Source organism: Alteromonas aestuariivivens (genome assembly GCF_003367475.1).
In the GTDB taxonomy this organism is placed as follows: Bacteria; Pseudomonadota; Gammaproteobacteria; order Enterobacterales; family Alteromonadaceae; genus Alteromonas; species Alteromonas aestuariivivens.
In genome coordinates, this window is record NZ_QRHA01000005.1 from 234924 (window position 1) to 247522 (window position 12599).

A 12599-nucleotide genomic window follows, 5' to 3' on the forward strand; every position below is an offset into this window, starting at 1 on the left:
AGAAATCGGTGGCTTACCCTCGCCTGCGCGGAACCGGGTTTTAGCGCAGTGCCACAACACTTTGCGGCGCACAATAGCGAATAACGGTTAATTCTTCATCAATTCGCAGTGAAAAACAGGTATGCTTGTCAGCATCCGTCAAAGCGGGGCAGACAATGCTGGTACTCAGACTCAATAAAGCGGGCATGCCGCAGGAATGGATAGACCGGGAGCAGGCCGCCAGGCTATACAGTCAGAACAAGGTATTGTTCGAACTGGGAGAAGACCACTACACAATGTACGGGGGCTGGAACCGCTTGGGCCAGCAAAGTACACTGAACCTGGCTTCAATCATTGCCTGTGACGGCAAAATTACGGACGTTAGTGGCAAGATTACGCTGACGAATACCTACCTTTTTCGTCGCGATAACTGCCTTTGTCTTTACTGCGGAAACACCTTTACACCGTCAGTGTTAACCCGCGATCACATTTTACCCCGTTCACGCGGCGGCAAGGATTGCTGGACCAATGTGGCCACTGCCTGCCAGCGCTGCAATCACGCAAAAGGGGCACGCACGCCTGAAGAGGCCAACATGCCTCTGCTTGCCGTGCCTTTCAGCCCGAATCTTTACGAGCGTTTCTACCTTATGAACAGGCGTATTCTGGCCGATCAGATGAATTTTTTAAGCAGTCATTTTACCCGGCGACGCCATTGGGGCTAACCGGTTTTTCAGCTCGTGGATTCAACCAGTGACACACTGGGTACCGGCGACGGTGCAGATGAGTCCTGCTCGTTGAGCGCCTTGTACCACAGGTTCATCCAGTCTGCGCTTATCTTCTGCTGAAGGCTGTGCGCCTCGTCAGTGGGGCAGAACAAAGACACTGTTACCACCAGTTTGGCGAATTGATTGGTTTCAATCACTACATCAGGATCAATATCAATGAACTCAACATCCATGTGCCGCTCAATTACGCTTTTATAGCGCTCTGCCACATCACGAAAAAAATCACAGTGGGATTTGGCCCGCGCCACAAATGCCGGTAACAGTGAATACGCATTCACCGTGGGTTCATTGGTGATGGAAAAACTGTGCAGAGTGTAACGACGCAGGAAGTTCAGATTACGAACCGTTTGCGTAATCAGTTGGCTGTTAGGAAGGTAAACGTGTTTTCCAGTGTAGGTAAATGCCTGCTTATCCACTTCCAGCAAGGTGGTTTTGGCCCAGTCCATTTCTACCACTTCGCCGACAATGTCGTTCATCTGGATCCAGTCACCGACTCTGAACGGCCGCGCGCTAAGGTAATAGATAAAGCCCATAAAACACTGAATGAATTCCCGGGTAGCAAAAACGATGGCAACCATAAACGCCGCTATCGAAATGGCCAGACTCTGGATCTCGGTGGCCCACAATGCCATCAGTAACAGCAGCAACACGGCATTGCCGAGTTGATTGAGCAAGGTGATTTGGTGGCGGCGGTCTTCGCCTCTGCGTTTACTGCGCTTGCGGATCAGCTTGAGCAAAAACTGCTTGGTGACCATAAACAAGGCGAAAATGAGTAGCGAGGTGATGAATTTGTATTGCTGGGCGAGCAGCAAAGCCTGCTGCCAGATTGTCACCAAGTCGTCTGTCACGCTGAGTACCTCCTCACCCCTTTGTAACTCCGGTGCCGGTGCATCCTGATATGCCCGGCGAAACAAAAAACACCGGGCTTAAACCCGGTGCCTGAAAGTATAACCAATAATGTGGGCTGACACACCCTGTGCGGGCTAGTCTCTGACCTGCCCCACTCCATTGACCAGATATTTTTCCGTGGTCAGTGATTCCAGCCCCATTGGGCCGTAGGCATGCAACTTTGTGGTAGCAATGCCAATTTCTGCACCCAACCCTAACTGGCTGCCATCAGAGAAACGCGAGGATGCGTTTACCATAACGACAGAAGCATCCACGGCAAGCTGGAAACGCTGTGCTGCCTGCGAGTCCTCGGTGCAAATCACTTCAGTGTGATTACTGCCAAAACGGGAAATGTGCGCCATTGCCGCATCCAGATCATCCACCACGCGAACGGCTATCTCCAGCCCTAGATATTCTTCGCCATAGGCATCTTCACCAATCACGTCGGCAGCATCAAAATACTCTGCCCCACGCGCATTTACATGTATTTTTACATTATGTTCGGCCAGCGCTTTGGCCGCCAGGGGAAGAAAATCTCCGGCAATAGCCTGATGCACCAGCAAACCTTCCAGCGCATTACAGACTCCGGTACGCTGAGTCTTGCCGTTAAGCAGCAGCGCCATTGCTTTTTCAAGGTCGGCTTCCTTATCAACATACAGGTGGCAAACCCCTTTAAAGTGCTGAATAACAGGAACTTTGGCATTATCTGTGACGTAGTTAATTAAACCTTCGCCACCGCGAGGAATGATCACATCAATCAGGCCACGCTGTTCCATTAACTCCTGCATTAATTCCCGATCAGGGTTGGGAACCACTGTGATCAGGGCCTTGGGCAAACCATGCTGTTCCAACACATTCTGCATCAGGCCTGCAATTGCCAGGCTGGTATCCAGCGCCTCTTTACCACCACGCAAAATAACCCCATTACCGGACTTAAAGCACAAAGCCCCAGCATCCGCTGTTACATTGGGCCGGGCCTCGTAAATCATACACACCACACCAAGGGGAATGCGCATTTTCCTGATTTCCAGGCCGTTCGGACGGGTGCCAATTACACGCTCCTGACCAACCGGGTCGCTAAGCTCTATGATGGTTTCAATACCCGCCGCCATGTCTTCAATGCGAGCATCGTTGAGCACCAGCCGGTCCACCATTGCGGCGTCGAGCTGGTTCTCTTTGGCCCGGGCCACTTCCTTCTCGTTAACCTCTATGATGCTGGCTTTATTGACTCTAATGGCCGCCGCCATATCCTTCAGAACGGCATTTTTTTTGGCTTCTGGTAATACCGCCAAAACCTTTGACGCTTCTTTGGCCTGTTGTGCTAAATCGGTGATTAAACTCATTCGTCCTCCAAATTTGCTATATGCTGATTGGAAATGATCGGACCTGTTTTCTGTTCAAATTCTGAAGCAAATTTCTCATTGTCCTGCTTGGCGATAAAATTCAACAGACAACTGCTGTAATTAGAGCGAGCTTTTACCAGTTTGGTACCGTCATTCTTGCGTACCAAAATGGTGTCTCCCACTGAAAACTCGCCTTTTACCGCAACAATTTCACTACTGGTCAATTGTTCTGTATCGAATTCCAACTCGGCATCAAAATCATTTTCCACTATTACTTCACCCTGAGCATTTGAGGTGTGTCGCATCCAGTGAACATTTTCCTGCATGGGTTGCTCGTGGGCCTGAAAATGGGTGCCCGGATTTTTGCCTTCCAACAACATGTTAAACGACAACTCGGTAAATCCGTTAACAATAAACGTATCTATTCCATGTGATACTGCTTTTTCTGCAGCCTCAATCTTGGTGCGCATGCCACCGGTGCCAACTCCGCCCTTAACCGCACCACCTGCCATCTGATAAATGTTCTCATCAATGTTGTCTACCCAGGACAGCAACTGGGCGTCATCATGCTCGTGAGGGTTTTTGTCATACAACCCATCCACATCGGAACAGATGATCAATGCATCTGCATCGGCCGCCGCGGCGACCATCGCTGACAGATTGTCGTTGTCACCCACTTTGAGTTTATCGGTTGTAACCGTATCATTTTCGTTGATGATTGGCAGAATGCCGTGTTCGAGCAAGCTGAAAATGGTTTCGCGAATGCTCACATAACGCTCGCGATCGCGCAAGTCACCGTGGGTCAACAAAATTTGCGCACAGGAAAAATCGAACAACCTGTCCCAGGTGGCGATCATTTCTGTCTGCCCGGCAGATGCCATGGCTTTTTTTACTGCAATATCACTTTTTTCCTGCTTGGGAAACAAGTGGGAACCCGCTGCAACGGAACCGGAAGAAACCAGCACTACCTGGGTACCCATGGCACGGCATTTAACGATAAACTGAGCAATGCTAAGCAAATAATGACTGCTGCAGCCCTGTTTATTGGGTGCGATAAGTGCACTACCCACTTTGACTACAATGCGATTCCAATTTGAACGACTCATGTTATCAATCACCTTAAGATTGTTGTTTGGCTAATTGCTGACTGGCCTGGTTGTACATAGCCTTAACGTCGCTTGAAGGCTCATCACCAAACGTCGAGACCAGCCACAGCGCTGCGGTGCTCACAGCGAAGCCGGGAATAATTTCATAAATCACACTGCTGAGGGTCTTTCCGTCGGCAAGCACCGGTACATAGATCCAAAACAGTACGGTTACAGCACCACTGATGATCCCGGCCAGTGCAGCCGTATGCGTAAGATTCTTTTTATACAGACAAAACAGAACCAATGGCCCAAAGGCTGCACCAAAACCGGCCCAGGCGTTACTGACCAGTGACAGAATGGTGTTTGACTGATCCAGTGCCAGCAGCAACGCAACAATGGCAACACCACCCACACCAAAACGGCCTATAGTTACGGTTTTCTTGTTGTCAATTTCCTTACCTGATACCACACGATAGATATCTTCTGTCAATGAACTGGCAGAAACCAGTAACTGCGATGAGATGGTACTCATGATGGCAGCAAGTATCGCCGCCATAAGAAAACCGCTGATCAACGGATGAAACAGCAATTGCGAAAACAGGATAAAGATGGTTTCCGGATCACTTACTTCCAAACCAAACTGGTTCGCGTAGGCCACACCGACCAATCCGGTAGCCAGAGCTCCAATGATGGTCACAATCATCCAGGACATTCCAATGTTTCTTGCTGTGCTGATATCCTGCACGGAGCGTATGGCCATGAAGCGGACAATTATATGTGGCTGGCCAAAGTAACCCAGCCCCCAACCCAACGAAGACACCAGAGCAACCAGGGTGAGGTTATGCCAGGATTCTGAAAAGCCAGGCACAGATTGAAAAGCAGCCTGGCTCATTTGCTGCCACCCGTCAAAATCGCCGAATGCCACGACCGGAACCATGATCAGGGCAACAAACATAATGCAGCCCTGGACAAAATCGGTCATGCTGACCGCCAGAAACCCGCCCAGCAACGTATAAGACACTACGACACCCAGAGTGATCACAAGCCCGAGCTGGTAGTCCAGCGAAAACGCGCTTTCAAACAGCTTGCCACCGGCCACGAGGCCCGCTGAGGTGTAGAGTGTAAAGAACAACACAATTATGGCTGCCGAAACCATACGCACGCTGGCACTGGACTGCCCGAAGCGTTTGGCAAAAAACTCTGGAATGGTAAGCGAGTCCTCGGCAACTTCGGTATACACCCGCAGTTTTGGCGCCACCAACAGGTAATTCGCAAGTGCACCGGCGACCAGACCAATAGCGATATACATAGCGTCAAACCCTGAAACGTACATTGCCCCGGGCAACCCCATGAGCATCCAGCCGCTCATGTCGGACGCACCGGCAGACAACGCCGTGACCTGAGGGCTTACCTGACGCCCTCCCAGAATATAACCGGAGATGTCACTGGTAGATTGACGGTATGCAAACAATCCAATCCCCAGCATGGCCAAAAAATATATCGCCAGTGAAAGGTAGCTTTCAAATTGCATGGAATACTTTTACCTCTGCGAATTTCACAACGTCGTATCGTGCCCCTGACTCAAACGCACAGACAGGGCTACGTAAACTGAATCCTGTTTCAGAAGAACAGGAATTTACGACAGTTAAAATTAATTTGAACTCAAATTATATTCCGATCGGACAGTGAAATGCAAATCGGGCAAATAGTAAACACCAAAAATACGACAAACGGGTTGAATTTTTATCCAAGATAAAAATTTCTACAATCAAACATATTTAAATACTTTAAAATCATGGATTTATTTCATATTTATTGTATGGAAATTACATTTTAATTAGTTGAAATTTGGTTTCAAAAGCCGATATCTATAATGAAGATAAACATTTTTATTCATTTCACTACTAATATTTATAATATTCATTTCAGAAGAGATTATGTTACTCCACCCGGCTCAGCATGGAGCTTTAGTGGTAGTAAGCTGTGACATTTTCTCTCGTTCCCGGAATGATGCTGCACTAACAGTAATTGGGAGGAAATAATTCGTAGACGAGGTAATTTTTTGGTCAGGCTAAAGGAGCAGAGTTAAACGGACCATGGTGTTGGTAAGTGTAACCGAAATCAACGGGGAATGTATTTGTGGTAAGAAACCCGATAGGCTTAAACTCGGCACATCGAAACTCAGCCCAGCTCCTGATTCTGAACGGTCATCAGGTGGCTCTCAAAGCCTCGCTCCAGCAGCGAAACCATCATAAAAAATGCAGGCAGTAACCATACCCATATCAATGCCAGTAACGCCAGCGTAACCGGAACCGTCATTCCAAAATCCACTGCACCTATGCGCAATCCCGCATAATAACTGGCGGGCCCGGAAATGGCGGCCAGACCGGCACTCAGAAACCACCGGGACCGCAAGTAACGCATACTGTGGCGCAGGGTAAGAGCGAACGCAATCCAGAGTGTCACCAACCACAGAGGTACGGGAAGCATGCCGTCGTGCCCGGCAAATTCAAACACACCGGTTAAGGCCAGAACAATATCAATACTGACGCCCGTAAATGCGACGCAGAAGGCAACGGACAAGTCCAGTAGCGGCCTGCGTGCAACCCCAAAAAAAGCCAGCAGCAACACCACTATGCCCCACAAATACTCGTACTGGGTAAACAGCGCTAACACCCAGATCAACTGAAACCACATAAAATTAATCAGGTTACCTAATGTACTGTTACACTTGTTGAACATTGTGTTGCACTCCACTCAGCCCACTACTGATGTACCGGGCTTTTAGCGATCATTGTTTTATCGTGTTATGTTGGGTACGCACGATGCGCCGGCTGGTTCATTTATAACGGAATATTCGAATTTTCCCGGAGGGCATGCAATGAAAATGATCAAATACTACCTGCTCGGTGCACTGATACTGTCTGGCATGGCCTGGTGGATTTCTTTCTGGCCCCTAAAGATAGTAGCAGCCTGGGCAGCTTTGTCACTTCTGGTAGTCAGCAGCGCTTACCTGTTTCGTTACCCTTCATTGTTTCGAAAACGGGAAGATGGCAGCATTCCTTTTTATATCAGATGGTTATTTATTCCTTTTCTGCTTGGCACCGGAGCTTATAACAGCTGGGCCCGTAAGCATGACAAGGTTCCCCCCGTCCAGCGCATTGATGAAAATCTCTATTTGGCCTGCCGATTGTTTGGCAAAGATGTTGAGGAGCTGAACAAACTAGGAGTAGATGCCATCCTTGATGTGACGGCAGAATTTGATGGTTTGGACTGGTCTGCGTACCAGTCGGATTTTGAATACCTCAACATCCCGGTTCTCGATCATTCCAGCCCAAGTGACGAACAGTTGTTAACTGCGATTAACTGGATACGTCAGCAGCACCAAAAGCAAAAATGTGTTGTCGTGCACTGTGCGCTGGGTAGGGGCCGCTCGGTGCTGGTGGTTGCTGCCTACCTGCTGGCATGCGACCCTGGCCTGAGCATTGAAAACGCACTGGAGCGAATACAATCGGTTCGCACCACCGCCCGGCTTAACAAACATCAGTTAAAATCGCTCGCCAGGGTTAAGGATGGCGGGCACCTGAAATTCAGCCGTCGACTGGCCCTGATTGCCAACCCGGTTGCAGGCGGTGGAAAATGGCCTCAGGAAAAAGGGCTTATCCTGTCACTGCTAAACCCCCACTTTGAAGTCAGCGTTTTTGAAACAACCAAAGATAAGGATGCAACAGTCCTTGCCCGTAAAGCAATTGAACAGGGCGCTGAAATTGCGGTGGCGTGTGGAGGTGACGGAACCATCACCGAAGTAGCCAGCGCCTGTGTTGACAACCAGATCACGTTGGGCGTCATTCCATTGGGAACTGCCAATGCGTTGAGCCAGGTGTTGCATGGATTGCGCAGCAAGCTGGTGCCCGTCAGCACTGCCTGCGAAACGATAGTGGGTGGTACGGAGATCAACATGGATACCGCTTTGTGCAATGACCGGCTGATGCTTATGGTTGCTGCAGTAGGGTTCGAAGAAGAAATGATTGCCAGTGCTGATCGTGAACAGAAAAATGAGGGCGGGCAATTGGCCTACCTTAAAGGGTTGTGGGAGGCTATCACCAGTAACCAGTCACTCTCACTGGAGGTTGAATTCGACGACAACCAGCAACACACCATTGAAACTCCCAGCTTGGTGATTGCCAATGCGGCCCCTGTTACCACAGCCCTGGCTCAGGGAGGTGGTGAGCCTGATTTAACGGATGGAAAGCTTGACATAACCTGGCTCAAACCCCAGGAGAGCCCGGACCAGCAGGTATTGTCGCTGGCGGAGCTGGTTTTTCGGGATACTGACGGCAAAAAGGATTCTGATCGTATTTGCCACACACAGGCAAAAAGCGTTCGGCTTACTCTGCCTGAGCAACAAAATTACGCTCTGGATGGCGAAATTCAATCCGCCAAAACTATACTGATACAAGCCAGGCCCGCCAGTTTACGCATATTTTCTCGGCCGAAGCACTGAGTTTACGTACATCTTCGGCTTAAGTTTTAAAACAGCAGATCGGGTTTTGCCGGTTACCAAGAACAACCATCGGTTCCCGTTCATTGAACCAGGCAAAAATCCGTTCCGAGAGATGAATTGTAGGCCAAAGCTTTGGCCGCAGCTTTGTGGCTACCGAGTACTCATGATGTGAACTTAACGATGTTACCAAACACGCTAAAAACCCGGCTGAATGCCTACATGGAGTCTATCTCAACCAGTTACTGGTTTATACCGACCTGCATGATGGCGCTTTCGATACTGTTGTGCTTCCTTAGTCTGAGGTACATTCACCGTGCAAACCTTCCCGACGGTGTCCAGAACCTGTTCCCGGACATCACCCAGGAAGGAGCTCAGCAACTTCTCTCAACCATTGCCACCTCTATGATATCCGCGACCAGTATCGCATTTTCAATGACCATAGTTGCGCTGACCCTGGCGTCTTCACAATTCGGCTCGCGCCTTCTGCGAACCTTTATGCTGGACAAAGGTACCCAGGTAGTCCTTGGTACCCTGGTAGCGACTTTTCTGTTTTGCCTGCTGGCACTGCACCACCTTAGTTCCATTCAGTCCAATCTGGAAGCCCTATCGCTACTGGCAGGTATTTCAGTACTGCTGGGCCTCATTGATGTATTTGTCATTATCTATTTCATTCATCACCTTTCCAGAGCCATACAGGCTGACTCAGTAATTCATCAGTGCTTTCATGAATGCTTGGGAAACCTGGATAACCTGTTGCCTGATCCACAGATACAAACGGAACATAAAACCATAACTGAAGAGCTTCCAAAAATCGGCCGCTTTCGTCATACAGTCCGGGCTATGCGCAGTGGATTCATCCAAACCATCACCTATTCCCACCTGACCAAAAAACACTTTAACGGCGTTTTCGGCGTCGAAATCAAGGTTCGCAGCGGTGACCATGTTCTGTTGTCTGAACCCCTGTTTGTAATACACAGCACACATCCGATATCAGATGATATGCTTAAACCATACAGGCAATGCGTGTTGATAGGCTCAAAGAGAACACCCGTCCAGGATCCTGAATTCGCCATCAGCCAGATTGTTGAAATAGCTTTGCGTGCCTTATCACCGGGGATCAACGATCCTCACACCGCAATTACCTGCGTTAACCGCCTTAGTGCAGCATGCGGGCAAATGGCAGAACGCCACTTCCCCACTCCCTGCATCATCGACTTACAAAGTAACGTCTGGTTACAACGCCGAACCTTTACGATGGCGAGTATAATCAATAAGGCGTTTGACCAGATACGCCAGGCAGGCGCCGGCCACCTCTCTGTGACCTTATGCCTGCTGGAAAACCTGACCAAGCTGTGCAGCTACGTAGAGCCTAAGTATATGGAGCTTCTGGAGGAACAAGCGAGTGCAACACTGGAGCTCACTTTAATGGGCGATTTATGCAGGCACGACAGGCAAATACTTCGGGTTGCCTACGACCAGTTCCAGAATGCTCGCGAACAATATAACCTGCACGACTCTTAACACCGGTCATCGTTTGGCGATGATGTAAACCGCATGGATAACCCCGGGGAAATATCCCAGCAGGGTCAAGAGAATGTTGATCCAGAATTGTGCACCGATACCCACCTGCAGGAAAACTCCAAGTGGCGGAAGCAGGATTGAAAGCAAAATACGAATGAAGTCCATAAGCTACCCCTGTTAACGATTCAAGTCAGGCAAAACCACCTGAATACAGGTATAACGCATATACGGGCCAATACAAGCAGCCCGCCTGAAATTCTAAAATTGCAGGGTCAGCCCCAAAACCGGGCCGTGAGTGACAGTGTCATAGCGGTAGTAGCTATCCTCGCCTTTTGTGCCTTCATCATATTCCACCCAGGTTGCTTTGTATTTTACGCTCAATTGCATGGATGACTTGATTTCATAAAGTACACCGACAACGAGCTGAGAGGTGAAGTCTGCCTCAATCCCCATCCCGCCTAAATCAGCCTGAGCTTCTAACTGCCAGTTTTCCGATAGGGGTTGGCGCCATCTGAAGCCGAGAAAAAGATCGACCCAGTCAATATCCCGTCTTAAATGTGCCGGTTCAGGAACCACCGGACTCTCTACATCAAGACCAAGATTGTTATTCCACCAACGTAACCCAACGGTAGTTTCGAGAGTTCCCAGGGCCAGGAGATTGCGATACAGCAACGCCCCTTCCAGAACCCCCTGGCGCACATTGGCAACTACCTCATTGTCGCCGGGAAAAGTGGCTTCCGCTTCCAGATCCATATAGGAGTAATCAATCCAGCCTCCCCAACCAGACACATGATGTGCTTCGAAGCGAAGCATCAAGGTACTTTCAAGATTTTCAAGAATGGTTGATGTCTCAATATCCAGATCGGCGGTTGGCAATGCACCCAGAGTATTCTCCCCATCAATCATTACTCCCATGAGATAGGGCTGAATTTCAAACGTCCAGTCTTTGGCTTGGGAAATCGAGGAAAGTGACCAGGAAACAACAAAAAGAATTAACGGAACCTTTGTCATGGAAGGAGCCCCTGTTACAGGAATAAATGACAGGCCAACGACAGGAAATGGCGACTCAGAGAAAGTGTAGACTGCGCCACCAGGAAGACCAACTTTGTAGGCCTATTGTGGTAACCCGGCTCGAAAATAGGTAGCTGGATGAATACAAAAAAAAGGGCTTGCGTTGCCACAAGCCCTTTTTGGTTTGGTGCGGAAGGCGGGACTTGAACCCGCACGAGCTAGGCTCACCACCCCCTCAAGATGGCGTGTCTACCAATTCCACCACTTCCGCGAAACTTTTACTTAATTTGGTACGTCAGTCGCTGAATCTTCAGCCGCTTCAGGCACATCAGAAACGCTTGATTCTGCCGCCGGAACGTCTGACGCTGGTTCTTCAGTCACAGGAACATCAATATTCACCGGCTGTTGCTGCTCTACTGGCACTTCAAGATTTTCCCACTCGTCACCGCCTTTTTCGCGGTTGGAAGAAAGATTACCCAATACCAGGCTGATCAGGAAGAACAGTGTTGCCAGAATACCGGTTGTCTTGGTCATGAAGTTACCAGAACCGGTTGAACCGAATACGGTATTTGAACCGCCTGAACCAAATGACGCGCCCATATCGGCACCCTTGCCTTGCTGGATCAGCACAAAACCGATCAGCAACAGTGCAACAATCAAGTATCCGACCAGTAGCACTTCGTAAATCATATCAACCTCATCAGTTTGCCGACTGGCAAATTGCTGTAAAATCTTCGGTAGTCAGGCTTGCTCCACCAATCAATCCACCGTCCACATCGGGCTGATTGAACAATTCGGATGCATTGGATGGCTTCACGCTGCCACCATATAAAATTCTGACTTTTTCCGCCACAGAGCTGCCGACTTTTGCCAGCTCATCACGAATAAACTTATGCACTTCCTGAGCCTGCTCAGGGGAAGCGGTTTTACCGGTCCCAATGGCCCATATTGGCTCATAGGCAATAACACACTGGCTCAGCAGCTCCGCTGGAATTTTATCAAACAGCGCAGTCAGCTGCTTACCAATAAATTCCTGCTCTTTATTGTCTTCGCGGATGTCCAAAGGTTCACCGACACACACAATAGGTGTCAGCCCACCAGTCAGGACAGCCAAAGCTTTTTCGGCGACCAGTTCGCTGCTTTCCTGGTGATCTTCACGTCGCTCCGAATGGCCAACGATAACATACCTGCAACCCAGTTCTTTGATCATTTCAACAGAATGATCACCCGTATGCGCACCGTTATTCAGATGGCTTACGTCCTGGGCACCCAAAGCAAACGATGCCTGGTCAAAATAAGACAAATAACCGCAAGGAGGACATACTACAATATCAACCTGCTCTGAACCGGCTAGTGATTTACAGAAATCCTGAACTAATGAACGATTTCCGTTCATTTTCCAGTTACCTGCCACAAGCGGCTTTCTTAGTTCCTTATTCATCTTCTTTTTACCTTAGCCCTGTCCGAGAGCGGGCGTGAT

At 49.2% G+C, this 12599-nt stretch carries 12 protein-coding genes and 1 tRNA gene; 3 read left to right on the forward strand and 10 right to left on the reverse strand.

What is annotated here, in order from left to right; translation table 11 throughout:
- The first annotated feature begins 155 nt into the window (after positions 1-155).
- Positions 156-701: an HNH endonuclease gene (locus DXV75_RS08475; protein ID WP_115592974.1), complete on the forward strand. Its 546-nt coding sequence runs from the start codon at positions 156-158 to the stop codon at positions 699-701.
- 8 nt (positions 702-709) lie between these two features.
- Here DXV75_RS08475 and DXV75_RS08480 read toward each other — a convergent pair whose 3' ends face one another.
- The 5 genes from DXV75_RS08480 to DXV75_RS08500 all read right to left on the reverse strand — a co-directional run bounded on the left by DXV75_RS08480 (position 710) and on the right by DXV75_RS08500 (position 6825).
- Positions 710-1612 (reverse strand): mechanosensitive ion channel family protein, encoded by a 903-nt coding sequence (locus DXV75_RS08480; RefSeq protein WP_425451691.1) that lies wholly within the window; start codon positions 1610-1612, stop codon positions 710-712.
- 135 nt (positions 1613-1747) lie between these two features.
- Positions 1748-2995: a glutamate-5-semialdehyde dehydrogenase gene (locus DXV75_RS08485; protein WP_115592975.1), complete on the reverse strand. Its 1248-nt coding sequence runs from the start codon at positions 2993-2995 to the stop codon at positions 1748-1750.
- The gene (gene proB, locus DXV75_RS08490; RefSeq protein ID WP_115593071.1) at positions 2992-4101 is read right to left on the reverse strand and encodes a glutamate 5-kinase; all 1110 of its coding nucleotides are present in this window, start codon (positions 4099-4101) and stop codon (positions 2992-2994) included. Before proB ends, DXV75_RS08485 begins: the two co-directional genes overlap by 4 nt.
- Before the next feature lie 13 nt (positions 4102-4114).
- Positions 4115-5614 carry a sodium/proline symporter PutP gene (putP, locus tag DXV75_RS08495; RefSeq protein WP_115592976.1) on the reverse strand — a complete coding sequence of 500 codons (1500 nt, stop codon included), beginning with the start codon at positions 5612-5614 and terminating at the stop codon, positions 4115-4117.
- 650 nt (positions 5615-6264) lie between these two features.
- Positions 6265-6825: a DUF2878 domain-containing protein gene (locus DXV75_RS08500; protein ID WP_115592977.1), complete on the reverse strand. Its 561-nt coding sequence runs from the start codon at positions 6823-6825 to the stop codon at positions 6265-6267.
- A gap of 139 nt (positions 6826-6964) precedes the next feature.
- Between DXV75_RS08500 and DXV75_RS08505 the strand changes: the two genes are divergently transcribed.
- Positions 6965-8587, forward strand: a complete 1623-nt coding sequence (locus DXV75_RS08505) for a diacylglycerol kinase family protein (protein WP_115592978.1) — start codon at positions 6965-6967, stop codon at positions 8585-8587.
- Between the two features lie 180 nt (positions 8588-8767).
- Entirely contained in the window at positions 8768-10108 is a 1341-nt protein-coding gene (locus DXV75_RS08510; protein ID WP_115592979.1) for a DUF2254 domain-containing protein, read from the forward strand.
- Between the two features lie 6 nt (positions 10109-10114).
- Here the strand turns inward: DXV75_RS08510 and DXV75_RS08515 are convergent, their stop codons facing one another.
- The 5 genes from DXV75_RS08515 to tpiA form a co-directional block, all read right to left on the reverse strand.
- On the reverse strand, positions 10115-10273 hold the full coding sequence (locus tag DXV75_RS08515; RefSeq protein WP_115592980.1) for a YqaE/Pmp3 family membrane protein: 159 nt from the start codon (positions 10271-10273) through the stop codon (positions 10115-10117).
- Positions 10274-10366: 93 nt separating this feature from the next.
- Positions 10367-11119: a hypothetical protein gene (locus DXV75_RS08520; protein ID WP_115592981.1), complete on the reverse strand. Its 753-nt coding sequence runs from the start codon at positions 11117-11119 to the stop codon at positions 10367-10369.
- A gap of 185 nt (positions 11120-11304) precedes the next feature.
- Positions 11305-11390: transfer RNA gene (locus tag DXV75_RS08525), tRNA-Leu, on the reverse strand.
- An 11-nt stretch (positions 11391-11401) separates the two neighbouring features.
- Positions 11402-11809 (reverse strand): preprotein translocase subunit SecG, encoded by a 408-nt coding sequence (gene secG / locus DXV75_RS08530; protein ID WP_115592982.1) that lies wholly within the window; start codon positions 11807-11809, stop codon positions 11402-11404.
- A gap of 10 nt (positions 11810-11819) precedes the next feature.
- Complete coding sequence (gene tpiA, locus DXV75_RS08535) at positions 11820-12560, reverse strand: triose-phosphate isomerase (RefSeq protein ID WP_115592983.1); 741 nt, start codon at positions 12558-12560, stop codon at positions 11820-11822.
- Positions 12561-12599: the final 39 nt, after the last annotated feature.

Coding starts and splice junctions, on each gene's coding strand:
- DXV75_RS08520 (WP_115592981.1), bottom strand. CDS start 11,119: ATGACAAAGGTTCCGTTAATTCTTTTTGTTGTTTCCTGGTCACTTTCC.
- putP (WP_115592976.1), bottom strand. CDS start 5,614: ATGCAATTTGAAAGCTACCTTTCACTGGCGATATATTTTTTGGCCATG.
- secG (WP_115592982.1), bottom strand. CDS start 11,809: ATGATTTACGAAGTGCTACTGGTCGGATACTTGATTGTTGCACTGTTG.
- DXV75_RS08510 (WP_115592979.1), top strand. CDS start 8,768: ATGTTACCAAACACGCTAAAAACCCGGCTGAATGCCTACATGGAGTCT.
- tpiA (WP_115592983.1), bottom strand. CDS start 12,560: ATGAATAAGGAACTAAGAAAGCCGCTTGTGGCAGGTAACTGGAAAATG.
- DXV75_RS08500 (WP_115592977.1), bottom strand. CDS start 6,825: ATGTTCAACAAGTGTAACAGTACATTAGGTAACCTGATTAATTTTATG.
- proB (WP_115593071.1), bottom strand. CDS start 4,101: ATGAGTCGTTCAAATTGGAATCGCATTGTAGTCAAAGTGGGTAGTGCA.
- DXV75_RS08515 (WP_115592980.1), bottom strand. CDS start 10,273: ATGGACTTCATTCGTATTTTGCTTTCAATCCTGCTTCCGCCACTTGGA.
- DXV75_RS08475 (WP_115592974.1), top strand. CDS start 156: ATGCTGGTACTCAGACTCAATAAAGCGGGCATGCCGCAGGAATGGATA.
- DXV75_RS08485 (WP_115592975.1), bottom strand. CDS start 2,995: ATGAGTTTAATCACCGATTTAGCACAACAGGCCAAAGAAGCGTCAAAG.
- DXV75_RS08505 (WP_115592978.1), top strand. CDS start 6,965: ATGAAAATGATCAAATACTACCTGCTCGGTGCACTGATACTGTCTGGC.